General features: G+C 43.6%; 30 protein-coding genes and 1 tRNA gene. 3 read left to right on the forward strand and 28 right to left on the reverse strand.

Annotation, left to right across the window (positions count from 1 at the left end; genetic code table 11):
- Positions 1-105 precede the first annotated feature (105 nt).
- Entirely contained in the window at positions 106-633 is a 528-nt protein-coding gene (locus DWV34_RS13310; RefSeq protein WP_118476476.1) for a DNA-deoxyinosine glycosylase, read from the forward strand.
- Here DWV34_RS13310 and DWV34_RS13315 read toward each other — a convergent pair.
- Genes DWV34_RS13315 through DWV34_RS13345 form a run of 7 tightly spaced genes read right to left on the reverse strand, consistent with a single transcriptional unit; the run spans position 592 to position 6,418 of the window.
- Positions 592-1,761 carry a metallophosphoesterase gene (locus tag DWV34_RS13315; protein ID WP_118476478.1) on the reverse strand — a complete coding sequence of 390 codons (1,170 nt, stop codon included), beginning with the start codon at positions 1,759-1,761 and terminating at the stop codon, positions 592-594. The two genes, DWV34_RS13310 and DWV34_RS13315, sit on opposite strands and share 42 nt — an antisense overlap.
- 9 nt (positions 1,762-1,770) lie before the next feature.
- The gene (locus DWV34_RS13320; protein ID WP_006565959.1) at positions 1,771-2,904 is read right to left on the reverse strand and encodes an aminotransferase class V-fold PLP-dependent enzyme; all 1,134 of its coding nucleotides are present in this window, start codon (positions 2,902-2,904) and stop codon (positions 1,771-1,773) included.
- A gap of 19 nt (positions 2,905-2,923) precedes the next feature.
- Positions 2,924-3,544 carry a sulfurtransferase-like selenium metabolism protein YedF gene (yedF, locus tag DWV34_RS13325; protein WP_118476480.1) on the reverse strand — a complete coding sequence of 207 codons (621 nt, stop codon included), beginning with the start codon at positions 3,542-3,544 and terminating at the stop codon, positions 2,924-2,926.
- Between the two features lie 15 nt (positions 3,545-3,559).
- On the reverse strand, positions 3,560-4,588 hold the full coding sequence (gene selD / locus DWV34_RS13330) for a selenide, water dikinase SelD (RefSeq protein WP_009288881.1): 1,029 nt from the start codon (positions 4,586-4,588) through the stop codon (positions 3,560-3,562).
- Between the two features lie 10 nt (positions 4,589-4,598).
- On the reverse strand, positions 4,599-4,835 hold the full coding sequence (locus tag DWV34_RS13335; RefSeq protein ID WP_006565962.1) for a DUF3343 domain-containing protein: 237 nt from the start codon (positions 4,833-4,835) through the stop codon (positions 4,599-4,601).
- Complete coding sequence (locus DWV34_RS13340; RefSeq protein WP_009288882.1) at positions 4,832-5,512, reverse strand: MBL fold metallo-hydrolase; 681 nt, start codon at positions 5,510-5,512, stop codon at positions 4,832-4,834. The genes DWV34_RS13335 and DWV34_RS13340 overlap by 4 nt, the downstream gene beginning before the upstream one ends.
- A gap of 3 nt (positions 5,513-5,515) precedes the next feature.
- Positions 5,516-6,418 (reverse strand): deoxyribonuclease IV, encoded by a 903-nt coding sequence (locus tag DWV34_RS13345; protein WP_009288883.1) that lies wholly within the window; start codon positions 6,416-6,418, stop codon positions 5,516-5,518.
- Between the two features lie 146 nt (positions 6,419-6,564).
- Here DWV34_RS13345 and DWV34_RS13350 point away from each other — a divergent pair.
- Positions 6,565-6,649, forward strand: a tRNA-Leu gene (locus DWV34_RS13350).
- 78 nt (positions 6,650-6,727) lie between these two features.
- On the opposite strand, the gene DWV34_RS13355 is transcribed toward DWV34_RS13350, so the two are convergent.
- The 20 genes from DWV34_RS13355 to DWV34_RS13445 form a co-directional block, all read right to left on the reverse strand.
- A complete protein-coding gene (locus tag DWV34_RS13355; protein WP_009288884.1) occupies positions 6,728-7,177 on the reverse strand; it encodes a helix-turn-helix transcriptional regulator in 450 nt (149 codons plus the stop codon).
- A gap of 140 nt (positions 7,178-7,317) precedes the next feature.
- Positions 7,318-7,674, reverse strand: coding sequence for a PTS glucitol/sorbitol transporter subunit IIA (locus DWV34_RS13360; RefSeq protein WP_006565967.1), 357 nt, complete (start codon positions 7,672-7,674; stop codon positions 7,318-7,320).
- Positions 7,675-7,688: 14 nt separating this feature from the next.
- The gene (locus tag DWV34_RS13365) at positions 7,689-8,603 is read right to left on the reverse strand and encodes a sugar phosphate isomerase/epimerase family protein (protein WP_009288886.1); all 915 of its coding nucleotides are present in this window, start codon (positions 8,601-8,603) and stop codon (positions 7,689-7,691) included.
- Between the two features lie 24 nt (positions 8,604-8,627).
- Complete coding sequence (iolE, locus tag DWV34_RS13370; RefSeq protein WP_009288887.1) at positions 8,628-9,521, reverse strand: myo-inosose-2 dehydratase; 894 nt, start codon at positions 9,519-9,521, stop codon at positions 8,628-8,630.
- A gap of 27 nt (positions 9,522-9,548) precedes the next feature.
- Entirely contained in the window at positions 9,549-10,982 is a 1,434-nt protein-coding gene (locus DWV34_RS13375; RefSeq protein ID WP_006565970.1) for an MFS transporter, read from the reverse strand.
- A 24-nt stretch (positions 10,983-11,006) separates the two neighbouring features.
- Positions 11,007-11,840, reverse strand: a complete 834-nt coding sequence (locus tag DWV34_RS13380; RefSeq protein ID WP_006565971.1) for a sugar phosphate isomerase/epimerase family protein — start codon at positions 11,838-11,840, stop codon at positions 11,007-11,009.
- 25 nt (positions 11,841-11,865) lie between these two features.
- Positions 11,866-12,870, reverse strand: a complete 1,005-nt coding sequence (locus DWV34_RS13385; protein ID WP_006565972.1) for a Gfo/Idh/MocA family protein — start codon at positions 12,868-12,870, stop codon at positions 11,866-11,868.
- Positions 12,871-13,133: 263 nt separating this feature from the next.
- The gene (locus tag DWV34_RS13390; protein WP_022261153.1) at positions 13,134-14,162 is read right to left on the reverse strand and encodes a LacI family DNA-binding transcriptional regulator; all 1,029 of its coding nucleotides are present in this window, start codon (positions 14,160-14,162) and stop codon (positions 13,134-13,136) included.
- Between the two features lie 187 nt (positions 14,163-14,349).
- Positions 14,350-15,186, reverse strand: a complete 837-nt coding sequence (locus tag DWV34_RS13395; protein ID WP_009288890.1) for a class II fructose-bisphosphate aldolase — start codon at positions 15,184-15,186, stop codon at positions 14,350-14,352.
- Between the two features lie 25 nt (positions 15,187-15,211).
- Positions 15,212-16,453: an MFS transporter gene (locus tag DWV34_RS13400; RefSeq protein ID WP_118476482.1), complete on the reverse strand. Its 1,242-nt coding sequence runs from the start codon at positions 16,451-16,453 to the stop codon at positions 15,212-15,214.
- A 189-nt stretch (positions 16,454-16,642) separates the two neighbouring features.
- Complete coding sequence (locus DWV34_RS13405) at positions 16,643-17,662, reverse strand: PD-(D/E)XK nuclease domain-containing protein (RefSeq protein WP_118476484.1); 1,020 nt, start codon at positions 17,660-17,662, stop codon at positions 16,643-16,645.
- An 83-nt stretch (positions 17,663-17,745) separates the two neighbouring features.
- Positions 17,746-17,880 carry a hypothetical protein gene (locus DWV34_RS17880; protein WP_255419874.1) on the reverse strand — a complete coding sequence of 45 codons (135 nt, stop codon included), beginning with the start codon at positions 17,878-17,880 and terminating at the stop codon, positions 17,746-17,748.
- Positions 17,881-17,987: 107 nt separating this feature from the next.
- Positions 17,988-18,212 carry a DUF6718 family protein gene (locus DWV34_RS13410; RefSeq protein WP_118476487.1) on the reverse strand — a complete coding sequence of 75 codons (225 nt, stop codon included), beginning with the start codon at positions 18,210-18,212 and terminating at the stop codon, positions 17,988-17,990.
- Positions 18,184-18,810 (reverse strand): hypothetical protein, encoded by a 627-nt coding sequence (locus tag DWV34_RS13415; protein WP_118476490.1) that lies wholly within the window; start codon positions 18,808-18,810, stop codon positions 18,184-18,186. The genes DWV34_RS13410 and DWV34_RS13415 overlap by 29 nt, the downstream gene beginning before the upstream one ends.
- 309 nt (positions 18,811-19,119) lie before the next feature.
- Positions 19,120-19,689, reverse strand: coding sequence for a hypothetical protein (locus DWV34_RS13420; protein ID WP_118476492.1), 570 nt, complete (start codon positions 19,687-19,689; stop codon positions 19,120-19,122).
- A 193-nt stretch (positions 19,690-19,882) separates the two neighbouring features.
- A complete protein-coding gene (locus DWV34_RS13425; protein ID WP_009288892.1) occupies positions 19,883-20,878 on the reverse strand; it encodes an electron transfer flavoprotein subunit alpha/FixB family protein in 996 nt (331 codons plus the stop codon).
- A gap of 19 nt (positions 20,879-20,897) precedes the next feature.
- On the reverse strand, positions 20,898-21,695 hold the full coding sequence (locus DWV34_RS13430) for an electron transfer flavoprotein subunit beta/FixA family protein (RefSeq protein WP_009288893.1): 798 nt from the start codon (positions 21,693-21,695) through the stop codon (positions 20,898-20,900).
- Between the two features lie 26 nt (positions 21,696-21,721).
- Positions 21,722-22,864: an acyl-CoA dehydrogenase family protein gene (locus DWV34_RS13435; protein WP_006565979.1), complete on the reverse strand. Its 1,143-nt coding sequence runs from the start codon at positions 22,862-22,864 to the stop codon at positions 21,722-21,724.
- Positions 22,865-23,013: 149 nt separating this feature from the next.
- Entirely contained in the window at positions 23,014-23,910 is an 897-nt protein-coding gene (locus tag DWV34_RS13440; RefSeq protein WP_118476494.1) for a LysR family transcriptional regulator, read from the reverse strand.
- Positions 23,911-24,016: 106 nt separating this feature from the next.
- Entirely contained in the window at positions 24,017-24,397 is a 381-nt protein-coding gene (locus tag DWV34_RS13445; RefSeq protein WP_006565981.1) for a BlaI/MecI/CopY family transcriptional regulator, read from the reverse strand.
- 240 nt (positions 24,398-24,637) lie between these two features.
- Here DWV34_RS13445 and DWV34_RS13450 point away from each other — a divergent pair, with 240 nt between their 5' ends.
- Complete coding sequence (locus DWV34_RS13450; RefSeq protein ID WP_118476496.1) at positions 24,638-25,654, forward strand: YeiH family protein; 1,017 nt, start codon at positions 24,638-24,640, stop codon at positions 25,652-25,654.
- 242 nt (positions 25,655-25,896) lie between these two features.
- Here DWV34_RS13450 and DWV34_RS13455 read toward each other — a convergent pair whose 3' ends face one another.
- A complete protein-coding gene (locus tag DWV34_RS13455) occupies positions 25,897-26,613 on the reverse strand; it encodes a tRNA threonylcarbamoyladenosine dehydratase (protein WP_118476498.1) in 717 nt (238 codons plus the stop codon).

The following is a 26,613-nucleotide window of genomic DNA, read 5'->3' on the forward strand; positions in this document are numbered from 1 at the left end:
GATATTAACACACCTTGTTTTGCAAGGCAAGAAAATCTTACCTTGAATCCGTAAAAAAAATCCATTACCATTAGAAATAAAGAAAACCAGAAAGGAAACTCGCCGATGGAACACATGAAACATGAAATTAAACCAGTTTTTAACGACAAATCCAGAATCCTGATCCTGGGAAGCTTCCCCTCTGTAAAATCCAGAGAAGGACAGTTTTTCTACCATCATCCTCAAAACCGCTTCTGGAAGGTGCTGGCTGCTTCCCTCTCCCAGTCTGTTCCCGCCACCGTAGAGGAGAAAACCATCTTTCTCCTGTCCAATCACATAGCGGTCTGGGACGTAATCGCATCCTGCGATATCCAGGGTTCCAGCGACAGTTCGATCCGAAACGTGACCCCCAACGACCTGACCAATCTGCTCTCCCTTGCACCGATCCGCAGCATTTACACCAACGGGGGAACTTCCCACAAATTATTCTGTAAACATATCGAACCTTCTCTGGGAAGATCCGCCGTCAAACTTCCATCTACGAGTCCGGCCAATGCGGCATGGACACTGGAACGTCTCGTGGGCGTCTGGGGCCCCGCCATCCGGAAAGGTTTATTTCCCGGAAAACCGGACAGTGATCTGACAGACTTCTGATTTCGTCCCCACCCTCAGAGGAGGCCCCCACACTCCTGCGCCTGAGGTGACGACAGAATTCATGTTTCCGATCTTCTTATAACCACAAGAGTTTTCCCACATCATGCCGGTCACAAGATTTCCCGGAAATATCTGCCCGTCGTGGGTATGTCCGGACAGGTCCAGATCGGCGCCAGCCTCCGACAGCTGTTTCAGCTCCTTCGGCTCATGATCCATGACGATAACCGGTTTTGTCAGGTCACAATCTTTTAAGAGATCTTCTGCATTTCTGCGCTGTTCTCCCATCTTCCCGGCCTTGGACGGATCTTTCCTGCCCGCCAGATAAAACGATCCGCCGATCAGGATTGTTTTGTCATCCAAAAGTCTGATTCCCGACCGGGACAGAAATTCTTCCATCTGTCTGTCATTGTCAGGGGCCTTTTTTGTGCCAAACGTAAAGCCTCCGAGTATTTTTTCGCCTATATCGTGATTTCCCCAGCACGCATATGTACCGTAAGTACTCTGTATTTTCCTAAGCTCCTTCTCTATTTTTTCCGGATCTTTTACCGCCCTGAATTCATTGTCAAAAATGTCTCCTGCAATACAGACCAGATCAGGCTTCCCCCGATTGATCTGTTTTACCATCTTTTTCACCTGAGAAAGTCCGCTGTTATAACCTAGATGCAGATCTGCAGCTAAGGCGACTTTAAGCTCCTTTCTGCCTGCACAGGCTTTATCCACCGTCACTGCATAGTCCATAGTATCAATCTGTCTGGCATGGATACTGCCGTAAACCGTAAAAATCATGACCGCCGCCAGAATCATCACTCCTGCCGCCGCCAATATACTCTGGTCTTTCCTTGGGATAAAAAGTCCGATCAGATCACCAGCCGCTGCCAGAAAAAGTGCACAGAAAAAAATACCGATCCAGTAATTGCTCAGTATTTTAAAAATCCTCTGAATCCGTGACTGGGGCAGTACAAAAGCGATCAAAAGGGAAAAACCCGTAATCCAGTATAGAATTCTGTAAAAGAAACGAATCTTTTCCGGATGGATCATATGAATACATACGGTAAGCCAGCTCAAGCTTCTCCGATATAAATAATAATTCAGCGCCAGATAAAACGGCGCCAATATCACTGCCAGCATACCTTTCCCTCAACTTTCTGCAATCTCTTTTACTGCCTCCACTGCCTGTTCTGTCTGTTCTCCTGTATTAAAGCTGGAAAAACTGAACCGGACCATTCCCTGTTCCTTTGTCCCGAACGCTTCGTGCATCAAAGGCGCACAGTGTCCTCCGGATCTTGTACAAATCCCGTATTTTTCTGTCAGCAGATAACTTACTTCTCCGGAAACCATCTCTTTTATATTCAGACTCACAATCGGTGCCCTCTCCTCTTTTGAAAAGTCACCGTACAGAGTGACTCCCGGTATCTCACGGACCCCTTCATAAAACATGCCGGCCAGATGCTGTTCCTTCTGCCGGAGCTTTTCCATGCCCTGTGACCTGATATAATCGATGCCGGCTCCCAGCCCGGCAATGCCGTGGCCGTTTAAAGTGCCGGCTTCCAGCCGTTCCGGCATCTGCTCCGGCTGTCCTCTGTCAAAGGTTTTGATTCCGCTGCCCCCGGTTTTTAAAGGGGATATGAGAAGTCCCTTCCGTACCGCCATGCCTCCGGTCCCCTGGGGTCCAAGCAGACTTTTATGCCCTGTAAAACAAAAGACGTCCACATGATCTTTAAAAAGATCAACAGGAAAAACACCCGCGGTCTGTGCCCCGTCCACGATCATCAGGATTCCTCTCTCATGGGCCAGTCTCCCGATCTCCCGGATGTCCGTCAGATTTCCGGTCAGATTCGACGCATGGGTACAGACAACGGCTCTAGTGTTATTCTGAAACAAGGACTCTATATCCTGGGCACTCACATTCCCCAGCGCATCACATCCCGCAGCGGAGAGTTCCACTCCCTGCTGTTCCAGACGGTACAGGGGCCGCAGAACGCTGTTGTGTTCCAGCACGGTCGTCACCACATGATCACCGGGCCGGAGCAGTCCGCCGAGGACAGTGTTCAGGCTCTCCGTCACATTGGATGTAAATGCGATCTGAGAAGGCCCGCATCCAAACATAGTTCCAAGCTTTTCCCTCACTTCGTATATTGTTCTGGAAGCATCCAAAGACGCACCGTGCATCCCTCTGGAACTGTTTCCCATATGCCGGATGGCCTCCGCCACCGCAAGGGCCACGGATTCCGGGCGGTAATAGCTGGTCGCCGCACTGTCAAAATAAATCATAAATACCTCCCGGCTGTCATCACGGCTTAACGATATTCGATGCCTGCATCATCGTCTCTGCAATCATATACATATTTGTCACCTCTCCCACGGCGAGCTGTTCTTCCAGGCCGTAGTGATTCAGACAGGTCCCGCAGGTGAGAATCTCCGTTCCGCCGTCCTCCAGAGTTTTTAGATCTTTTAACGCATCGGACCCCTCACAGGAAAGCTTCGCCCCATTATTAAACAAAAGAATCCTGTCCGGTTTTTGGTCCAGCTGGGTCAGCGCAAAGACAAACCCTTTCATGAGCATCTTCCCGAGCACCTGGTCTCCCTCTCCCATCTTATCCGAAGAAAGCACGACAACCGTATCTCCTGCCTTTCCCTCAACAGACATCGGTTTCTCCTCCTGCTGTTCCTTCGGCTGCACTGTCTTTTCAGAGCCCGCTGTCATTCTTACTTCGTACAGGTTTTCCTCTGTCTCTCTGGACACAAACCCATATTGCTTCTGCACTGCCAGCTTTGACAGGTTCTGGACTGCAATGTCATTGTCTACGATCACCGTGACTGTTCCGCCCTCCGGTGTTTCTTCCAAAGCCTTCTTTGCCAGGATCACCGGCATCGGGCACTGTTTTCCGACCGCGTTAATTCTTTTTTCCATCGTTCTTCCTTTCCCTTAGTAAACAAGAATCTTCTTCTCTCTCCGTTTTGTAATCCTGCCCACAGCAGCACACGGCAGGCCGAGCTTTTTTAACTTTTCCAGCGCACTCTGTGCATCTTCCGGACGAATACCTGCCAGGAGCCCTCCCGAAGTCTGGGGATCAAACAGGATTTCCTCCATCCAGAACGGAACATCTGAAAACTCTACATCACTTCCAACCGAATTTCTGTTTCTCTGTCCCGCCGCGGTCAGATAAAATTCATCTGCATACCGCTCCGCATCCTCTATATATGGGATTTGGGAAGAGTCGATTTGGGCCGAATACTGCTGCTCTCCGATCATTTCAGACAGGTGTTTTAAAAAGCCGAAGCCCGTTACATCTGTACAGCCGTGGACCTCATATCCCGAAAGGACTTCTGCCGCATATTTATTCAATGTCGTCATAGAGTTCACCGCCTGTTCATAGGCCGCAGCGGAAGCCTCCTTCATCTGGTTTGCCGCCAGCACGATTCCGGCCCCCAGAGGTTTTGTCAGCAGAAGGACATCTCCTTCCCTGACGCCATTATTTGCGAGAATCTTTTCCGGATGAATGGTCCCCATGACCGACAGGCCGTATTTCACATCCACATCCGCGATAGAATGTCCGCCGGCCAGCGTTCCTCCTGCCTCAGTCACTTTAGAATTCCCGCCCAGCAGGATTTCTCCCAGTATGTTTAAATCCATCTTTTCCGGAAAGCACACAATATTCAGGGCCGTCTTCACCGTACCTCCCATCGCATAAATGTCACTCAGTGCATTGGCGGCCGCGATCTGACCGAATATATAAGGGTCCTCCACCATAGGCGGAAAGAAATCCAGGGTCTGAACCACTGCCAGATCATCGCTGAGTCTGTAGACCGCCGCATCATCCGCATGATCAAATCCGATCAGCAGATTCTCATCTTTCTTCTTTGGGATTTTACTCAAGACGTGCTCCAGCATCCCCGGCCCGAGCTTTGCCGTACATCCTCCGCTTTTGCAGAACACGATTTTTTCTTCACTCATAAAACCCTCCTTATAACAGAATCCGGTAAATTCCTTCTGTTCCGATGGACTGCCCGCTCAGAACTTCTTTCACCGCAGCTTCCGCTTCCGGCTCTGCGCACCATGCCATGCCGCAGCCCGCCGTAATAGAAGGAGGAACCGCGATCAGCCTTCCTCCCACACCCCGCTGTCTGCAGTACTTCTCCATCGCCATGGCATTGGTAGTGTTAGGAAACGCAACTACCAGCATTAATTTCTTTTCCCTCATAGGACAAACTCTTCTCCGGCCTTTGTGATCTCTCTGACGATGCCCTGATAAGCCTGTCCGTCATCACAGTTCAGATAATGTCTGGATATTTTATATTCTCCGAATGCGTGCATCGGAAAAACCGCTTTTGGCTGAATCTCTTCTATAAAATAATTGATTCCTTTACAATATTTATCCTCCTGCCTCGGATCAAGGAGAAGAAATGCAAGATCGATCTCTCTTCCTTTCAGGCGGGCTACTTCCTCTTTATAGAACCTGACCATAAATTCATTGTCATCTTCCGGCTCTCCGTTCCAGTACCACCAGTTTAAATCCCCTGCATGATAGATCGTCCTTCCCTCGGCAGTCACCAGGAATGCAACGCCTTCATCATTGGATTTCAGCGTCTCCACCTGGACAGAGCCGATCATTTTATTTTCATGTTCTCTGATCTTTATGATATTTTCGGAAGCCTTAACTGCTATATCATCCGATAAGATATACTTTACGTTCGGGTACTTTTTTTCCAGTTCAAAAATCTTTTGGCAGAAGTGATCCGGATGACTGTGAGAAGAAAAAACATAAATTTCTTTCTCTCTTGGCATCTCCGGGAATTCCCCTTTGTAATAATCAAATATCAGTACCGTCTTCTCAAACTCCACACAAAAACCGCTGTGTTCAATAAATGTAACTTTCATTGCCTATTTACCTCCTGTCTCTAAAATCTTTTCTTTCAGACTCGGATCAAATGACCCGTTTTTGAGCATCTCGATCTCATATTTATACGGAGGATAAGAATTTTTGGTCCCTTCCTCCTTAATATACGGAGTCTCCAAAATCTTCGGCACCTGTGTGAAATCTTCATGGTGCACGATGTGATTCAGTGTATCGAAACCAATCTCTCCGAAGCCAATATTTTCATGTCTGTCTTTCGCCGCACCCCGGGGATTTTTGCTGTCATTAATGTGGAACACTGCAATCTGCTCTTTTCCTACGGCCTTATCAAAGGAATCCATGACTCCCTCAAAATCACCGACAATATCAAGCCCGCTGTCGCTGGTGTGGCAGGTATCGAAGCATACTCTTAATTTGTCATTATATTTAACGCCGTCGTAGATACGCTTGAGTTCGTCAAAATTCCTTCCGACTTCACTGCCCTTTCCGGCCATGGTCTCCAGAGCCACAAAAACCGGTGTATCTTTTGTGAGAACTTCATTCAGCCCTTCAACGATACGTTCAATTCCTGCGTCCTCTCCGGCGCCCACATGAGCTCCGGGATGAAGTACCAGGGTTCTGCTTCCCATGGCACTGGTCCGCTCGATTTCAAGTGCTAAAAACTCCACTGCCAGTTCAAATGTCTCCGGCTTCACCGTATTTCCGAGATTGATGATGTACGGTGCATGGACGACAAATGATTCAATTCCTGACTCCTCCATCAGAGCTTTTGCTTCCTCAATCCTAAGCTCGCTTATATCCTTTCTCCTTGTATTCTGCGGCGCACCTGTGTACACCATAAATGTATTGGCTCCATAGGACAATGCTTCTTTGACTGATCCAAGAAACATCTCCTTTCCCTTCATTCCTACATGTGATCCTATTAACATCTATTTTCATTCCTTTTCTATTGTATTTATAAAGCATCTCTTATTATAAATGAAACCCTCTGAAATGTAAAAGGTCTCATGTTCAGAAAAAAATACAAATTTTTATTTGCATTTCCATAAAATCCATGATATTATAACTGTGTTGTGCAGTCGTGGCGGAATTGGCATACGCGCTAGACTAAGGATCTAGTCCGGGCTAACTGGGTGAGGGTTCAAGTCCCTCCGACTGCATTCTTTTTATGCAAAAGACTGCTGTACCATTGATTTATCATCATCGGTACAGCAGTCTTTTCTCTATATATACCCGTCTTAAATTTCGCTGTTCCAGGCATGAGCTAAAATATCTTTCAATACCAGGCCTGCATCTGTGTCGTTATATCCATAGTCTCTTTTCAAACTTTCCAGCATTCGTTTCATTTCACCTGCATATTTTTCCACTTCAACTTCTTCCTGATACGAAGTCAGTATCGGGTATTTCTTAGCCCACACTTTTGTCCAGTCAACCTTCTGCTGAATCTCTTCGTTTGTATTTTCAATCGCCTGCTCGATTTCTTTTAATTCAATATCAAATTCGATCAGTTCATCCAGCGACACATGATACAGCACTGCGAGATTTTTGGACTGGCGTATATCAGGAAGAGTTTCCCCCGTCTCCCACTTTGAGATTGTCTGCCTGCTCACCCCTAATTTGCCCGCCACATCTTCCTGTGATAAGTTGCTTTTCTTTCTTGCATTGAATAGACTGTTTCCTAAATTCATGACTCTTATACCTCCTTCCCATTTAGTATAAGACGGTAAGAAAACGAATACTACCAAAGATACTGTTCAATTCTGCACTTTTTCTTAACAGTCAAAGAAAAAACCCTGCCGGTACTTACCGTGCAAAGTTTTTTCTCTTTTTATTCTATAATTGAAATCCGGCTTCCCGCTTTCAGCTCTGGCATTTGATCCTGTTCCACACAGATGCTTCCCGGAAGACATTCCCTGTCCCCATGAAAGAAAACTGTCAAGTGCCCCAGTTTTCCAAGGTTTTCAGCCGCAATGCTGCCCACCTCTGTAATCTTATACTCTTTTTCGTCAATGACCAGTCTGCTGCCCGGTTTTATTTCACCCATGACAGGATTCACTTCGACAAAATAGCAGAAGTCTTTCAGGCTTACAAGCGCAGGCTCACCAAATGTAATAAAAAAACCTTTTTTAGCAAACGCCTCCACATCACTTCCTACCGCTTTCACCGTTGTATGGTAGATCATCATTTATCACCCTTTCTTTAAAGAAGCTCCCGCTCAATGCGCTCTCTTGCTTCCGGCGCCTGTTTCTCCATCTTTTCCGGAAAACCGAACATAGATACACATGCGATGTTGTCTCCTCCGACTTTCGGTGCATGTTCTTTCAGCTGTTTATTGGCAAAATCCATTTCTCTCAGAGTCTCAAAAATCCCTTCAAAATCCACGTCTCCCTCGCCCATAGCCAAATGCTGGTGAATCGTCACATCGGCCTTTCCGCGGCCGTTTAACCATGGCGGGTTGGCGATATAGCGGCAGTCCAGAGTCTGGTTGAACGTATCCGCAAACAGCACATGGGTCAGTTCTTCTCCCGCATATTTTAACATAGATCTCACATCACCTTTCCCCTCGTCATAGAAAAATCCGTGGGGAGAAGAGTATACATATCCAAGGTTCGGAGACCGGAAGGATTTCACCAGATCACAGGTCTCATCGTTCAGCTCACAGAAATCATACGGATGAGACTGAATCTCTACGCGGAGTCCTTCCCGTTCGATGATCGGGAGCAGTTCTTCCATTGACCGAAACCACATGCCGCTGCAGATTTCCTGCTGATTGGGATCACCGGAGAGTTCTGTGTTGATCACAGGCACGCCCATGTCCACGGCGATCTCAATCATCCGTTTCCAGTTGGCTACTGCCATCTTCCGCTGTTCTTCTGTCGGTCCGGACCAGCGGTATACCACGATAAAAGAGGAGATCTCCACTCCGGTTTCCCGGAGTGCTTTTCTGTATTCCGTCTCACATTCTTTGGAAAACAGAGGATGTTTATAAAATGGATTGATCCTCGGATGCGGAGATTGTTCGATGTATTTATAACCCCAGTCCGCCACCTGGTGGACCATCCGGTTAATGTCCATCTGCTTTGCCAGCACATCCACGTCAAATGCTATTTTCATAGAGCAATTCTCCTTTCAAACAACCTATAAACCTGTTTTTTCTACAATATATTTTCGTGCCTTCAATGCATATTCTAAAGGATTGGCAGCGGCAGGGTCCTGCTCTGCCTCTACTACGACATATCCTTCGTATCCGCTCTTTTCGATGATGTCAAAGATCGGTTCAAAGTCCACATCCCCGTCTCCGGGAACTGTGAATGTTCCTTTTCTGACTCCTTTTAAAAAGCTCCAGCCTTCTTTTTTCGACTGGTTTACCACATCGGTGCGGAGATCCTTTAAATGGATATGTCTGATTCTGTCAATGTACTTTTTAAGAACTTTCACCGGGTCGATTCCTGCAAAAGAACAGTGTCCGCTGTCAAACAGCAGGTAAACAAGCTCCGGATCAACTTCTGCCATAAAACGGTCGATCTCTTCTTCCGTCTGTACGACAGTTCCCATATGATGGTGGAAAGTCAGAGTCATTCCCTTGTCTTTTGCAATTTTCCCGAGTTTATTCAGTCCTTCTGTGAGAAGCTTCCACTCCTCATCGTTCATCACATATTTTCCTTCAAAGACCGGCTGGTCCTTTCCCTGCGTACTGTAACTCTGCTCGGACACACCGATGACTTTCGCCCCCATAGCTTTCAGGAAATCGGTCTGTTCAATAAACTCTTTTTCTGTCTCTTCATATGGCTTTGAGATCAGGAAACTTGAAAACCAGCAGTTGCAGATTTCAATTTCTCTTAATTCCAGGGCTTTTTTCAATATTTTCGCATCTTTCGGATATTTCCCGCCGATCTCAGATCCTGTAAATCCCGCCAAAGCCATTTCACTGACACACTGTTCAAAGGTATTTTCTTTGCCCAGATCCGGCATATCGTCATTGGTCCACCCGATCGGTGCAATCCCCAATTTTACTTTCTTTTTATCCAACATATCGATCATTACCTCTTTCTATATTACTCAAAGTTTTCCTGACAATTCTCTGACGGTCAGCTCCGCTATCATTTCTTTGTATGTCTTATCCAGTTTATAGCACAGGGCAATCAGCAGCATTACGATCCACACCACAATCGGCACATACAGATATGTTGCCTTTATGACTGCGATGGCTGCCGGCGCCTGCTCAGCCGCTGTCTGGGCCATTCCGTTGTATCCTACATAGGAAAGTGCGGCTCCAAGTGCGGCATTGGTAATCCCTGCTCCAAATTTCTGTCCAAAACTCATGGAAGAGAACATAAGACCCTCGATCCGTTTTCCGGTCTTCCACTGTCCATACTCGATCGCATCACTTGGCAGTGAATACTGAACTCCGTAAAATGGTGACATCCCGATACCACGAATGATGGAAGAAAAAATCGCCAGAGGTACACTCGTAATATTAAACAAAAAGATGATCTGTCCCGCAATCCCGAGGAAACATCCTGCTGCGATCATATTTCTTTTCCCATACTTTGGTATCAGTTTTGGAAGAAGGAGGATTACAAAAATCATAGGGACTTTCTCAGCCATGGATAACGGCATGACCAGATTGACATCATTCAACACATACTGGCAGTAATAGGTAAGGTCAATTCCAAGGATGATCTGATAAATTGTATAAAACAGCATCAGTCCCAGGGAAATTAAAAAGTATCGGTTCTTAGCCATCAGCTTTAAAGCTGTGAACACCGGGAGTTTTTCCTCGGATTTTTCAGAGACTTTTACACGCTCTTTACAGCAGCGGAATGTGTTTAACAGGATAAGGACAGAGATGACAGAAAACACTGCTGTAACAATAATCCAGGCAAGCTGCGTATTATCAATTTTCACTGCTACCCAGTTAATGATCGGGAGGGTCAGCGCTGTGACAACCATACTTGCTGTGATGGATAAAGACATACGGATGTTGCTGATTGTCTCCCTTTCATGTTTATCCCTGCTCATCAGAGAGCCAAGCGTATGGAACGGCTGGCTGATCCCGGTATACATGATGGTGTTAAGTAAGTTATATGTAATAAATACATAAGCGATCTGCACGGTTTTTGTCCCCTGCGGTACTGTCATCAGCAGGACCGCGGCAATTGCATAAGGAATCACAAGCCTTAAGATCCACACTCTGGCTTTCCCATATTTGGAATGTGTCCGGTCAATGATGGTTCCCATAATCACATCGGAAACTCCGTCAAAGGCTCTGGACGCCAGCATGATCATACCAACGATTCCTGCCGAGAGTCCTATGACATTTGTATAGAAGTAAACCAGCAAAGTATTTGCCAAAGTATATACGACTGTCAGCGCCGGATCACCTATGCAGTAAGCGAGTTTTTCTGATAACCTGACTTTGGCGAACTCACCTTCTATCTCTTCAAAATTCTCTTCTGCATTGATCTTCCTCTTTGTTGTTTGTTCACTCATAGACATCTTTGTCCCCCTTGTGCTTTACGCAAAGTATTTTGCTACGAAATCCCTCGTCACTTCAGCAGATTTTTTCACGTTCTCGTCATGGGACATTTCATAATATTCCGGACGGAATTCTTCAATTGTACACACTCCGTCAAATCCGATTTTCTTTAAAGCGGCTGCGATTCCCGCATGATCTACCACTCCCTCTCCCGGCCACAGACGTTTGTCATCACCGCAGGAACCAAGGGGCAGATCTTCACAGTCATTTAAGTGGTAAGCAAATATCTTCTTTCCGTCTGCCGCTTCTAAATCTTCTAATTTAGAACACATCTCATGGAAATGGAAGGTATCAACTGTCACACCTACATTATCTCGTCCTGTCGCTTTTACTACATCATAGGCAGTTCCAAACTGATTGATCGAACAGTTCGGAGCACCGCAGAATTCCAATGAAATCTTAATGTCTTCTCCAACTTTATCGGATAAATAGCGCAGACGTTCTGCAGCTTCTTCTTTGATCTCTGTAATGCTCTTATCTTTTACATCAAAAGACGGCACTGTGATCAGCATTTTCATACCAATGGCTTTACATACTTCAATGATGAAATCAGTCTCCTCATCGATCTCCTTCACTCCTGCTTCATCTCTTTGATTGAAGAAAATCAGAGTGTTGTAAGCCCATGGTTTTAAATGATGATTTTTAAACCAGTCAGCCAGCTCTTGAAGTGTATGTTCTTTCAAATAATCTTTTACACAGTCAAATCTGATCTCTATGTAATCAAACCCATATTTTTCACAGGCTTCCAGGTCAGCCATCAGGGACTGTCCTTTACATTCCAGTGCAGTTGCTTCATTAAATCCAATCTTCATTATTATATCCTCCTGAGTTTTTGCTTTATTTATAAAATTCCGGTTTTTCTGCTGTCACAATCGGTTCAATCTGTCCGCTCTCCTGTGCTTTCACCAATGCATCCGCTGTTACAGCTGCCAGGTATCCGTCCCATGCAGTCGGTCCGTTGATGATTCCTTCTTCCGCACAGTCAACCCAGTTCTGGACTTCTGTGTCATAAGCGTCCTCAAATCTTACAAAGCAGTCTGTATCAATCGTTGTGGATACTGATGCATTCTTTCTGATGCTCGGATAAGAAGGCTCGGCCATCTTGATTGCGCCATCTTCGCATACGACTTCACAGTTGATATCATATCCGAATTTGCAGTTTACAAAGACTTCCACATCAATGCAGATACCCTTCTTTGTGCGGAGCAGCATGATCTGAGGATCTTTTAATTCTGAGTGGGAATATTTTGTCACTTTCGGCATGATCACCTGCGCACTCTCATATTCATCATCTACTAACCAGTGCAGTGTATCAATCTCATGAATTGCTGTGTCATGGACCGCCATCGGTGTATTGTAGTTTGTTCCGACTTCAGGGTTTCTGTGCGTACAGTGAAGGATCAATGGCTCACCGTATTCTCCGGACTGAAGTGCCTCTTTTACTTGAACATATCCTTTATCATACCTTCTCATAAATCCAAGCTGGATCAAATGCTTTCCTGAAGCGGATTCTGCATCCACAATCTTTTTACAGTCCTCTGCAGTTGTTGCCAATGGCTTTTCACAGAAAACTCTTTTTCCCGCTTCAATTGCCTGTAATAAAGAATCTGTATGTGCAAAACCAGGGGATACAATAAATACAGCCTCCACATCAGGATCATTGATTAAATCTTTTCCATCCGTATATACTTTGGCTCCCCCTGCCAATGCAGCCGCTTCTTTTGCCCCTTCTTCGAAGACATCAGACACTGCCACTACATTTGCTCCCTGGATTTTGTTCGTGAGACGTTTAATATGATCTTTTCCCATTCCGCCGCATCCGATTACACCTACATTTAACATTACTCTACCTCCATATGTTTGTTATTGACTTGTTGTTTCATTTTGATTGTGAACTTATGATAACATTGCGTGCGCGTGCACGCAATCAACAATATGCACAATTATTCTAATTATTTTTTAGGTACATTCACTTGTATTATCCCTTTTGCACAAAAAAATACAATATCATCCTTTGATATTGTATTTTTATTTATACACTTTATATAAATAGTCCTTTTGAATTAACAATGTATTGATAATATTTTTATCATATTTTTATGAGATTAAAGATTACATCTTGTTTTGATCACAATATCCGTATACCAAAACTCACCCTGTCTTGTTGGATTGCCGCAGAGTGTATGAAACAATTCCATGACCGACTCATATCCCTGGACATAGGAATTCTGTCTCAGAATAAAATTAATGACCCCCTCTTTAAGATTTTTCCGGTTTTCCCCCTCGTAGTCATGGGCAATAACCTTGATTTTCTGCTCCAGCCTGTATTTTTTTAATGTATCACATACTCCGCTTTCCCCCTGTGCCGTGAGATAGACACCTGCCAGATTCGGTGTCTCTTCCAGCTGCTCTTCCAAAAGCTTCCCCGCAACCCAGTCGTCATCATAAGCATATCTTGGCTCCAGCACCTTTATCCCTGGATAATGATGTTCCAGTTCGTCCGCGAATCCCCTCGTACGCTCCATAGTCGCCACATTTTCCTGGGAGCCTGACAGGATCATAACCTGTCCGTCCCCGGGGATAATTTCGCCCATGAGTCCTCCCGCAACCCTGCCGCTGGCGTAAGAATCCTGTCCGATAAAGCAGAGCCTTTTTGTATCTTCCAGATCGGAGTTGATCGTAATAACTGAAATCCCATCTTTTTCCACGAACTCATTAATGGTCTTTTTCAATAATTCATCATCTGTCGGAACAAGTGCGATTCCTTTTACCCCGGCTTCCCTGAAATCCTTCATTATCCTGAGCAGTTTCTTTACATCCCCGCCGTGGATACGTTCCACAAAAACCTGTCCTCCAAAGCGTTCTACTTCCTCCTTCGCAGATTCCGTGCCTTCCAGCACAGCCTTCATAAACGGGGTCTCTGCATATTGAATGATAACTCCGATCTGAAGTGCGTGATTGGCGGTGGAAAGTGCCTTCGCCGCCATATTGGGCTGATATCCAAGTTCCTTTGCGATCTCTTTAATCTTCTCTGCTACTTCCGGACGAATTCTCCCCCGGTTATTTAATGCCCGGTCAACCGTACCTCTGGATACCCCGGCCAGGTCTGCAATCTGCTGAATCGTAACTGCCATACTCTTTCTCCTCCTGCGTTCTCGCGCACGCATTGTTGATACTATTATATCATACTCTGCTGAATATTCAATAATCTCTGGTTTTCTCCCGCCATGGAATCAGATTTCTTTATAAAAAAGAAGAAGTGTCCCGGTAAGTTGAGCCGGTACGCTTCTCCTTTTTAACAAAATATAATTTGGAATACCCTTACTTGCAGTTAAAGATTTCAATATGGCGTTTTACGTTGTCATAGACACCCTTTACCATAGCTTCATTCATATCAAAATAATTATGTTTTCCTTCTGTCTCTATGTATTTTTCTGCTTCTTTCGTCAGACTGTTAAAGCTTGCTGTTGCAATGTTGACCTTGCAGATTCCAAGAGAAATAGCTTTTCTGAAGTCATCATCTGTAATTCCGCTTCCGCCGTGAAGCACCAGAGGTTTCCCGGTAATATCGCGGATTTCTTCTAAAACACCAAATTCCAGCGTCGGCGCCACCGGATAATCCCCATGCGCATTTCCGATGGCCACTGCCAGCGCATCTACATCGGTCTGTTCACAGAATATTCTTGCATCCTGCGGATTGGTACACTGAATCCCGTGATCACTCTTTCCGTCTTCGCTTCCGCCCACAAGACCCAGTTCGGCCTCCACAGTTGCTCCATACTCTGCTGCCAGTTTCACCACTTCTTTTGTCTTTTTTATATTTTCCTCAAACGGATCTCTGGAAGCATCCAGCATGACAGAAGTAAATCCTAATTCCAGCGCCTTTTTTACAGTCTCCAGTGTGAGACCGTGATCTAAATGAACTGCTACATCCACCTTCGCTTCCTTTGCGGCCTGGACCATCATCGGGCCCATTAAATGTAGGGGAGAATGTTGCAAACGCACCTCTGCAATCTGCAGAATGATCGGTGTATTCATTTCTTCTGCGGCTTTGACGGCCCCTTTGATCATCTCCATATTTCCGACACTGAATGCGCCGCATCCTCTGTTTTCTTCTTTTGCCTGCTGCAGTAATTGTTTCATTTTTACTAATGCCATAATTGATACTTCCTTCCTCTTTATATCATTTCAACTGTAACTTTATCTGTGGTTTTAACTCTTGTTTCTGTTCTTCCTGTTTTTCATTTTTTATTTCTTTTTCCAGCTTAGTTAAAAACAGAAATGCCGCTGCTGAAAATACAAAGCCGATAAAAAATGTCATATTCACCGGGTACTGCCCTGCCGCAATAAAGTTTGTAATGCAGGGAGACAACGCTGTCACAACAACAATCCCAAACATCACGATTCCATAATTCTGCCCGGAATGTTTCAGTCCGAAAATGGAACTTGCCAGAGAAGGAAAACTCCCCATAATTCCTCCAAAACAGCCATAGATCAGAATCACCGCCAGAGTTGTCAGTATTTTCTGTCCTGTTATCAGAAACACCATAGCTGCCATAGAAAGCAGAATCACACCTTTGATGCACTGTATCCTGCCGATTTTATCTGAAAGGGACGGGAGCACGAGCCTCATCCCTGCATTCAATATGGAACCTGCCATGACCGAACCCACTGCAAGAGCTGCGCTGACGCCTCGGTCCGTCTGCAGTGTCTGCGATAACGGCGATGTGAGGTAATATGCCATAAGCCCGCACATCATTGTGCACAGCAAGTAATAAAATTTTCTGGTCTTCACCATCTCTGCCGAGGTGTATTGATGCGTTTCCCCGTAAAATACCGGCATTTTTTCCTCTGCTGTTTCCTCTGGTTTCCTGATAAACATGGTTCCCAAAATCCATGAGACTCCAATCAGTAATCCCACAGTCAAAAATGCCAGCTGCGGACCTCCGGCTTCCAAAAGTGTTTTGCTGATTGGTGCCATCAGAAGGCCGCAGATCCCGTTTGCCGTGATCACAACACCGGATGCAAACCCTGTTCTTCCCGGAAACCACTTCTGCGCTGTGGAGAGGATGGGTGCATAGATCATTCCAGATCCGATGCCCTGCATAACTCCAAATGTCAGATACATCCATATGGGTGACGGAAGAAGCATATATCTTGAAATCAGGACCCCGGCGGTCAGGATTCCTCCTCCGATAAACATGGCCGGTACGGGCCCTTTTTTGTCCTGAAGCCTGCCGCCTAAAATATTTCCCAGCACAAAAAACATCGTGGGAAGATAAAAGCAGATGGATGCCTGACCGGTGCTCCACCCGGCTGCTTTCATCACATACGGCTGATAAATAGACCACACATGAGGATAACCGGTAAACAATATGGCAAAGGCTCCAAAAACCATCATTGCATTTCGTCTTTTTCTGTTCATAACACACTTCCCAACTTTTATGGTTATATTTTGATTAACTTTTGAGTTTATATTAGCACTTCAATGAAATATTGTCAACAATAATATCAAAATACAACTAAACAACAATATTTTTTTGGGATATCAAAATTTATATACAAAAAAATTCCGAAGAATTGATGTAAAAATTCATCATTCTTCGGAACTTTATCATTGTTCTATGTATGTCGTACTCATCACCAGACATTCTTTTTGATAGAAACAAATACCATATTTCTTAATATTGCTGTATCCTTCAGCGCGCAGATCCACTTCATAATTCCGGTCCTCGATCTGTGCCAGGGCTTCCAGGTCGGCATCCTCCATCTTTTGAAAGCTTGCCGCCACTTTCAGTTCCAGTATCACCGCCCCGCCGCGAACAGAAGGAGTCTTCATAAGAATATCGGGCCTTCCTGTACCGCTGTCCCGATTAGAAAGGACCCTGTATTTCTGTGAAGTCTTTAGAAGACCTGTGAGAAAACCGTGGCAATAGTACTCTGCATAATCGAAAAAACTGATGGTATTCAGAAGCTGGTCAGAAACAAAGTTTCCAAAAGCTTCACAGTCATCCATTTCAATTGCAGTAAACCAAGGGCTTAAATCAGCTTTCTGTATCTTTTTGTCGAACCATGTGAGGATTGTATTGCGGTAGATGGAACGGATCTCCGCATTAGGTATCGCCAGTTCCAGATAAATACTTTCTTCCTGCGGCCGCTCTCCTGTCTTTTTCAGATAACCGGTAAAGTACAGGAAATTCCAAAGGTTATCCCTTGACTCATGAATATCCCCATAAGTAATATCCTCATGAACTGGTTTCTCAATAGTGTCTCCCACAATCAGACTCTCGATCTCATTTCTTGTCTCAAAGTCTGCTTCTTCTACCAGTTCCTGAATAATGCTGTTGGAAGATGTGTTGGACCAATAGGGCCTGGGAAAAGCATTGCGGTCTAATCGTGCCGTATCTGCATAATTGATGATGCTCCAGGTATTATAAATGTCCCGTCCACCAAACTGATATCCATCGAACCATTGCATCACTTCTTCATATTTATCATCTAACTCATAATTAAGAGAGCGGATATAATCCACCATGTCCTCATAGAATCCGGAAAACCAAGCATTTTCCAGTGGAACATCGTATTCGTCAATCAGTATAATTGCATTTTTCTTATGATATTTTACTAAACACATGGACAAAAATGTTAGCGCATCCACATAGAGCAGCGGATCATCTTCAAGGTCCAGAATATTCTGATACTGCTCTTACTCCTTGCCTACCAGAGCGTTTCCGCACAGCACATAGCGATGCCGGTCATATTCTTCTTGAATTTGTCTACATAATACTTACCTTGTTCTATAATTTCTTTCAGATCTTCATATCCAACCGGAATAGCGGCTTTATTCTTCATCTGACTCACCCTTTTTTCTTTGATTTATATCACGTTACTACCACACACCAATTTGCTTTCTGTTTTTTCCAATCTCCATACTAAATCAACTGCCTGGCAACATATCATTACATTCTTTTCACTATCTGTTCAAATTCCTGTTCCGTATCAACAAATCGATATGGCTCATATTCTCCATACGCTGATGGGCGGCTAATTGTAACTAACTGCACTTTATCTGTTCCTATTTCAGCAATCAGTTTTCTCTTAAAGTCCGCCAAATGCTGACCATGAGAGGTCTGTAAAGCCAGACAACCAATATCATTAAATTTCTTTGCAATCAGATAACACATGACTTAGCACCTCCCTGAATTCATATTCTGTTCTGATTCTACCACTTTCATATGCTCTTCGCAATGTCCAGCCAACTAAGTTATCATACTTACGTTTATAGATATATTTATGGAGCCAGTTATTTAATTGTCTATCGTAATATGTATTATACTGTATCTCTATTGGATAGTGATAATTACTCAATTGAAAATAAGCATGTACTCCTCTATATCCATCATCCTGTGTTTTTCCCTCTGACATATCAGCAACACGAATATTTTCATAATTTTTAATCATTAATACTTCTTCATAATTATCACATAATGCTCGAAAACCTAGCATATCATCAAAAACCTTTCTTGCCTGATGGTCTGGATAATATCTCTCATATTTTAATCGAGCAGATTGTATACTCTTAATTCGATAATCTATTGCAATATTATGCAAAATATTACAAGAATCATACCACTCATTAATTCTATCTAATTCCTTAAACAAAATTTCCTTATCAAAATAATGCAAATTCTTCTTCAAATGAATTCCCAGATCAGAATGATATGAGAGACTTTTTAATTTCTCCAAAGATAACCCATCTTTTTTCAAAATATATTCTTCCAAAGTTTAATCTCCTATATGAATATTTTTATACCTTATCGTGCGAAGCACGTGCACCCGAAGGGTATGAAATACGGTGTGCCCTGTGGGTATACCTTTTCACGCAAAGCGCGTCCACCCAAAACAGGAGAGGGGGTATAAAATACGGTGTGCCTTGTGGGTGCAGAATTTCTTTCTTGCATTTTATCATATCAGAACGACATTAAAAAGTTGTAAACCTATTATAAAATATCATTATCTCATCAAAGAACATGAAAATAAAAAAATTATAAGAATAAAAATATCCTATAATTACAATAATTAATTTTCAATCTATAATATCTCGTTAAGCTTATTCTTTAGATATTGATACTCTCTCATCTGGTTAGTATCAAATTCTGGCAAGACACTAATGTTCTTATTATATACATATAGTAAATCAATATCCGAATAAATTCTAGTTTTAACATTAGACATATTTTCTTTTTGGATTTCATAAACAATCATATTGGTAAAATAATTATTTTGATAGTCCTTCACTACCAGACATAAGGTTCCATAATACTCATGTGGTGTTTGAGCAATCTTATCTATCGTATATCCGGTAAGTTGATAATATAATCTTTGCGCATTATAACTATCTATACCATTTGTATATAACTCTATCGGCAATATCGCCTTTATATTATTTTTGTAATAATGAACAGCATATACCTTCTCTATACCCCCTGTTTTAGGAATTATATCTATCTGACCCTTACTTATTTCGTAATCATCAAACTTAAATTTGCCTTCTCCTGTTTTATTTGAAATTTTCACTTGATAATTTAATTTCATTCCATATGTACATAATATATCATATTTTTCTTGTAATTTGATATTTTTGAAATGTGAATATAACATCTAAAACCCTATAACATTTGGAAATATAATAAAAACAAATTTTATTACTTTAAATATTATTGTTCATAATCTCCTGTTTCAAATAAACAGTCTATTTTTTGTTTTATCTCTCAACCAAAATATACAAAAAGAAGGAAAACTCCCTCGGTATTTTCCTTCTTAATTGTATCATATATATTTATTTCTATGTATCTTATTTAGCTTTCACAGCTTTAACCGCTTCCGTAAGCTTCGGCACGATCGCATTTAAGTCTCCTACGATTCCAAGATCCGCAATGTCAAAGATCGGCGCATCTTCATCGCGGTTGATAGCAACGATAAAATCAGAATTTTCCATACCAGCTGCATGCTGGATGGCTCCTGAAATACCGCAGGCCAGATATAATTCCGGACGAACCGTCTTTCCTGTCTGTCCGACCTGGCGGTCAGCGCTGATCCATCCTGAATCCACACATGCTCTGGAAGAAGATACTTCGCCTTCCATAACACCGGCAAGTTCCTCTAACATCTTAAATTTCTCTGCGCTTCCGATCCCGCGTCCTCCGGAAACAAGGATCTTCGCTTCTGTGATATCCACAGATTTATGAGCCGTCTTCACGGTCTCACGTACCTTTACATTCATGTCTGCATCAGAGAATTTCACCTTGAATTCTTCAACTTCACCGCTTCTGGATGCATCGCTTTCCAGCGCTTTCATAACACCCGGACGGACGGTTGCCATCTGAGGACGGAAATCTTCACATACGATCGTTGCCATGATATTTCCGCCGAATGCCGGACGGGTCATCATAAGAAGCTTTGTCTCCTCATCAATTTCGAGTGCAGTACAGTCTGCTGTCAGTCCTGTGTGAATTCTTGCAGATACTCTCGGTGCAAGGTCACGTCCGATGGAAGATGCCCCATAAAGCACGATCTCGGGATCTTTTGCATTGATCACCGCTGTAAGTGCCTTTGTATAAGGCTCTGTCACATACTCTTCCAGCATAACATCATCTACAACAACGACTTTATCTGCTCCGCAGGCAATCAGTTCCTGCGCTTTATCTTTCACGCCTGACCCGAGCAGCACTGCAGCAACCTGCTGTCCAAGATCATCTGCCAGTTCTCTTGCTTTGCCAACTAATTCGATTCCGACTTTCTGAAGTTCGCCGTCTCTCTGTTCAGCGAATACGTATACGTCTCTGCTCATTTTTCATTCTCCTCCTCGCTTAAATGATGTGCTTTTCCTGAAGTTTATCAACAATCGCTGTTACTGCTTCGTCTGCTGATAAATCTTTTAAAATGGTTCCTGCACCTTTGGCCTGCTTTGTAAAGGATTTCTTTACTCTTGTAGGAGATCCTTTTAATCCAATGTTTGCCTGATCTACGGTGTCTTCCAAATCTGCAAGTCCCCAGACTTTGACCTCTTTTTCTCTGTATGCATCAAATGCACCGTGAACCGTCATATATCTCGGATCTGCCAATTCAGCCAGCGCTGTGATCAGACAAGGAGTTTTTACTTCAATAATCTGATGGCGGTCTTCAAACTGTCTCTGTACAACCAGGGTGTCAGTCCCTTCCACATCCAATTCTTCCACGTAGCTCACCTGAGGAATCCCAAGGTGCTCTGCAATCTGCGGACCTACCTGTGCAGTGTCACCGTCGATTGCCTGGCGTCCTGTGATGATCACATCATAATCTAATTTTTTGATAGCCGCTGCGATTGTGGAAGAGGTAGCCCATGTGTCTGCTCCCCCGAACGCTCTGTCAGAGACAAGAACTGCGTCATCACATCCCATAGCAAGCGCTTCTCTCAATGCCACATCTGCCTGAGGCGGTCCCATGGAAATAACAGTCACCGTGCTTCCCGGGCATTTTTCTTTTAACTGCAGGGCAGCTTCGATCCCCGCCTTATCATCCGGATTGATGATACTTGGAACACCGTCTCTGATCAGGGTATTCGTCTTTGGATCTAATTTTACTTCAGTTGTATCTGGTACTTGTTTTGCACAAACAACGATTTTCATCTCTATATTCTCCTTCCGCTCTAAGCTTATCTTAACAATCCGCCGCCTACGATCATCTTCATGGCCTCAGATGTACCTTCATAAATCTCTGTGATCTTGGCGTCACGATACATTCTCTCAACCGGATATTCTCTGGAGTAACCGTATCCTCCGAGAAGCTGTACAGCTGCTCTTGTCACTTCCACTGCCACATCGGATGCAAATAATTTGCAGGATGCTGCCAGCGGAGCATAATTTTCATGATCGTCTTTGGCTTTTGCCGCTCTCCATACCATAAGGCGTGCAGCGTCAATTTTCACCTGAAGTTCTGCGATCAGGAACTGTGTATTCTGGAATTTCGCAATCGGTTTTCCAAACTGTTTTCTTTCTTTTACATATTTGATGGCTTCGTCCAGTGCACCCTGTGCAATTCCTACGGACTGAGCTCCGATCCCGATCCTTCCGCCTGCCAGTGCAGACATCGCGATCTTATATCCTTTTCCTTCACCTGCGATCACATTTTCTTTGGGTACCCTTACATCAACCAGGGCAACTTCACAGTTGGAAGCAGCACGGATACCCATACGCGGAATGTTCTTGCTGACTTCTAATCCCGGTGTGTTCCTGTCAACGATAAATGCAGACATTCCTCTTGTTCCCGCACTCTTGTCTGTCAATGCAAAAATGATAAAAGTGTCGGCAAAACCTGAGTTTGTGGTAAATACTTTCTGTCCGTTTAATATATAATGATCACCGTCCAGCACAGCACTTGTCTTCACACCGCTGGCATCTGTACCCGCTCCAGGCTCTGTAAGACCAAAGCATCCCACTTTAGACCCGTCAACCAGCGGACGAAGGAATTTCTGTTTCTGCTCTTCGGAAGCAAAATCATTGATGCAGGAACAGCATAATGAGGTATGTACGGAAATCGTGATTCCTGTGGAAGCGTCTGCTTTAGACATCTCTTCCATGCAGAGTGTATATGTTAGGACATCGGCACCCTCTCCGCCGTATTCTTTGGAATATGGAATTCCCATAAGACCAAATTTCTTCATCTTCTCAAGCAGTTCCATGCTGAATTCTTCTGTTTCATCCATATCTCTGGCAATTGGTTTGATTTCTGTTTCTGCAAAATCTCTGAACATCTGCTGTGCAAGCAGCTGTTCTTTTGTCAATTTAAATTCAACCATTTTCTTTTTTCCTCCTGTTTGCTCTTACATTAGAACTTATTAGCATCCCTACTATTAGCCTGCCAATACTTTGTAAGCTAAATATTTGTGAGCTAATAGTATCACTTTGTGAAAGTTATGTCAACAGTATTCGTTAATTTATTGTCTATTTATATTGTATATTCATCATCTTTGTGCAAACTGTTGAATATATTAAGGTAATCTTGTGAAAAAATGCTATGATTCCTCCACACGAATGTAAAATCATGAACTACCGGAAAATCTTTTAATTCCAGTTTTCTCAGTATACCGTCTCTTAATTCTTCTCCTGCGGCTGCCTCATACAGGAAGGTAATCCCACACCCTTCAGCCACCAGTTTTTTTATCATATGCAGACTGCTGGCCTCGTGGTTTTTCTTAAAGTCTCCGATCTTTAAGTTCCTTCCATCCAGACTTTTTTCCATAATCTCTCTCGTACCTGATCCCGCCTCTCTTGTTATCAAAGGTTCAGAAAGCAGATCTTCCAGCACCTCCGGTTCCTTTTGAAAACAATAGTCTCTTCCGCAGACAGCAATATAGGATTCCCTGGAATATATGCGGTAATCATATTCCTTCTTTTCAAAATATCCTTCAACCATGGCAAAATCAATCTCGCCCTGATCCAGCTGATTCAAGAGATCCTCTGTATTTGCGATCCTTATGGAAACTTCTGTGTCGGGATGCATTTTAATAAATTCAGCAGCTGCACGGGGAAGAATAAAATCTCCGATCGTCAAAGTGGCTCCGAAATAAATCCTGCGTTTTCCCTTTTTTATTTCCTGAATTTTATGTTTTAAGTACATCTCATCGTGCTGAAATGTCATAGCCGCATTCCGGAACAGATCTCCTTCTTCGGTAAGACTCAGCTTTTTCCCTTCCATCTCAAACAGCTTTATCCCGTATTCCTTTTCAAGCCATCTTATATGCTGTGACACCGCAGGCTGTGTAATATTCAGTTTCTTAGCTGCCTTTGTAAAATTCATCTGTTTACATACTTCAAGAAATGTAAAAATCCTAAAATCCAGCATATCATTCTCCTTTGTCTTGAATATCTATAAAAAAAGACATCCCTGCAAATCAGAATGTCTCTTCTCTCCTATTCTGAACTTTTCCTGCCTCTGATACTCTGTCAGATCAATCGGCATCCAATTCGTCCAGCAGTTTGTTCAGTTTTTGACCCTCATCCTCAGATATTCTCTCGCTGAGAGCACTGATAAATTTTTTTGCTGATCCGTCAAACCAGATATCCAATACCTCTTCTGCCTTGACTTTCTTGTAGTCATCTTTTTTGACAACCGGCTTCACATACGAAAATTTGCCCCGTCTCTCAACCACCGCATATCCCTTTGCTTCCAGATCAAAAAGAAATGTGCGCACAGTCGTTCTCTTGTAATCTTTACCATACTTATCCTTCAGCTCTTCTATTAATGTCAAAAACGGGATCTCTTCTTTCTCATAATTCCAAATACATCTCATTACTACTGATTCTGCTTCTGTTAATTTTGCTCCGCTCACTTAAATGTATCTCCTTTTCATTCTTTGACTATGTATACAGTCAGATTAACATATATGAACGGTTTATTCAATAGAAATTATGAGAAATGTATATATTCTTTTATTTCACAGCCAAAATCATCAAAATAAATTATCATATTATAATTATATATAATTTTATATTATCATCATGTCATGATATAATTTTTTCTGTCGCTGTCCCCAGCGATTATAAAAAATGAAAGAAAGAGGATCATAGTTATGAATTTTTTAAAAGTCCATTGGTCAGGGCTTCTGCTCTGTATCGGAATCTCTGTGCCCGCATGGTTTCTGGGAAATCTGGTCCCGGTGATCGGAGGCCCTGTATTTGCTATTTTAATCGGCATGGTATTGACGCTGCTCATCAAAGACAAAGGTACCATGCAGCCCGGAATTGCCTTTACCTCAAAGAAAATATTACAGTATGCAGTCATCCTCCTCGGATTCGGCATGAATCTTACCGATATCCTGGCAAAAGGGCAGCAGTCCCTGCCCATCATTTTGTCTACCATCACTACTTCTTTGATCGTGTCGTTCCTGTTGTACAGACTTCTTCACATGGATCCCAAAGTTTCTGCACTGATCGGCGTAGGTTCTTCCATCTGCGGAGGCTCTGCCATCGCGGCCACAGCACCTGTGATCGAAGCCGATGATGAGGAGATTGCACAGTCTATCTCCGTTATCTTTCTGTTCAATGTGATTGCTGCTCTTGTATTTCCAGCACTCGGAAATATGCTTCACCTGTCCAATGAAGGCTTTGGACTGTTTGCAGGCACAGCCGTCAACGATACATCCTCCGTCACTGCCACCGCAGCAGCATGGGATGGAGTTCATGGCAGCAATACATTGAATGCTGCAACGATTGTGAAACTTACAAGAACTCTGGCAATTATTCCGATCACTCTGGCGCTTGCGATTTTCCGTGCCGGGAAAAAGGAAGAAGCATTGGAAGAAAGCGGCTCAAATTTCAGCCTGAAGCAAGTTTTTCCGATGTTTGTACTGTTTTTTATCCTTGCCTCTGTTATCACAACTGTTTTTTCGCTTTCTCCTGCAGTGACAGATCCTTTAAAGAATCTAAGCAAGTTTTTTATCGTTATGGCAATGGCGGCCATCGGACTGAATACTCACATTGTAAAACTTATAAAAACCGGAGCAAAACCGATTTTTATGGGATTCTGCTGCTGGGCAGCTATAACTTTGGTAAGCCTTGGAATACAAAGTGTCATTGGAATTCTATGACATTTTCCACATGATTTCCGTTCGGCTCTTAGAATGCCTCACTCCAATCGTGTTGAAAATGGACGTAATGTCTGTTGGAGAAGGACCTCTGTCAAAAAAAGGTGCCACTTTTCGGAAGTTATTTACCTCTATTGGAGGAGCGCATTTCAAAAGTGCCACGGAAATAGGGGTGAATAACTCATAAAATTCCCCCATAATAAAAGAAGCTGTCGGCTTTCAGGCCAAACAGCTTTTTTATCATATCATTGTCTATTACAGATCAAATCATTGATGACTTCCCCTGCCGCAATCAGACCTGCTGCAGAGGGTACAAATGCAACACTTCCCGGCACTGCCCTTCTTCCTTCCTTCTCTGAAAGGTCAAACTTAGGCTCCAGTGCCTTTTCCGTGGAATAGACTACTTTCAAATGTTTCACGTCTCTCTTTTTCAGTTCCCTGCGCATCACTCTTGCCAGCGGGCAGACAGATGTCTTATAGATATCTGTCACCTCAAATTTTGACGGGTCCAGCTTGTTGCCTGCTCCCATACTGCTGATGATCGGTACACCGGCTTTCTGTGCCTGCATCACAAGTTCGATCTTTGCAGTCACCGTGTCTACTGCGTCTACCACATAAGAATACTTGCTGAAATCAAATTCCGATGCATTTTCCGGCAGAAAAAAACACTTGTGGATATGAACCTCTGCCTCCGGGTTAATCTCCAGTATCCTTTCCTTCATGACTTCCACTTTGACCCTGCCGACAGTGCTGTGCGTGGCGATGATCTGACGGTTGATATTGGAAACGGACACCGTATCCTTATCGATCAGGTCAAAAGTTCCGACACCGGTCCTTGCCAATGCCTCTGCCACATATCCGCCAACTCCCCCGACACCGAATACGGCCACACGGGAATTTTTTAATCTTTCCACCGCTTCTTCTCCCAAAAGCAGTTCTGTTCTGATCCATTGGTTTTCCAT

The sequence above is a fragment of the Anaerostipes sp. AF04-45 genome, assembly GCF_003461725.1.
GTDB lineage: Bacteria > Bacillota > Clostridia > Lachnospirales > Lachnospiraceae > Anaerostipes > Anaerostipes caccae.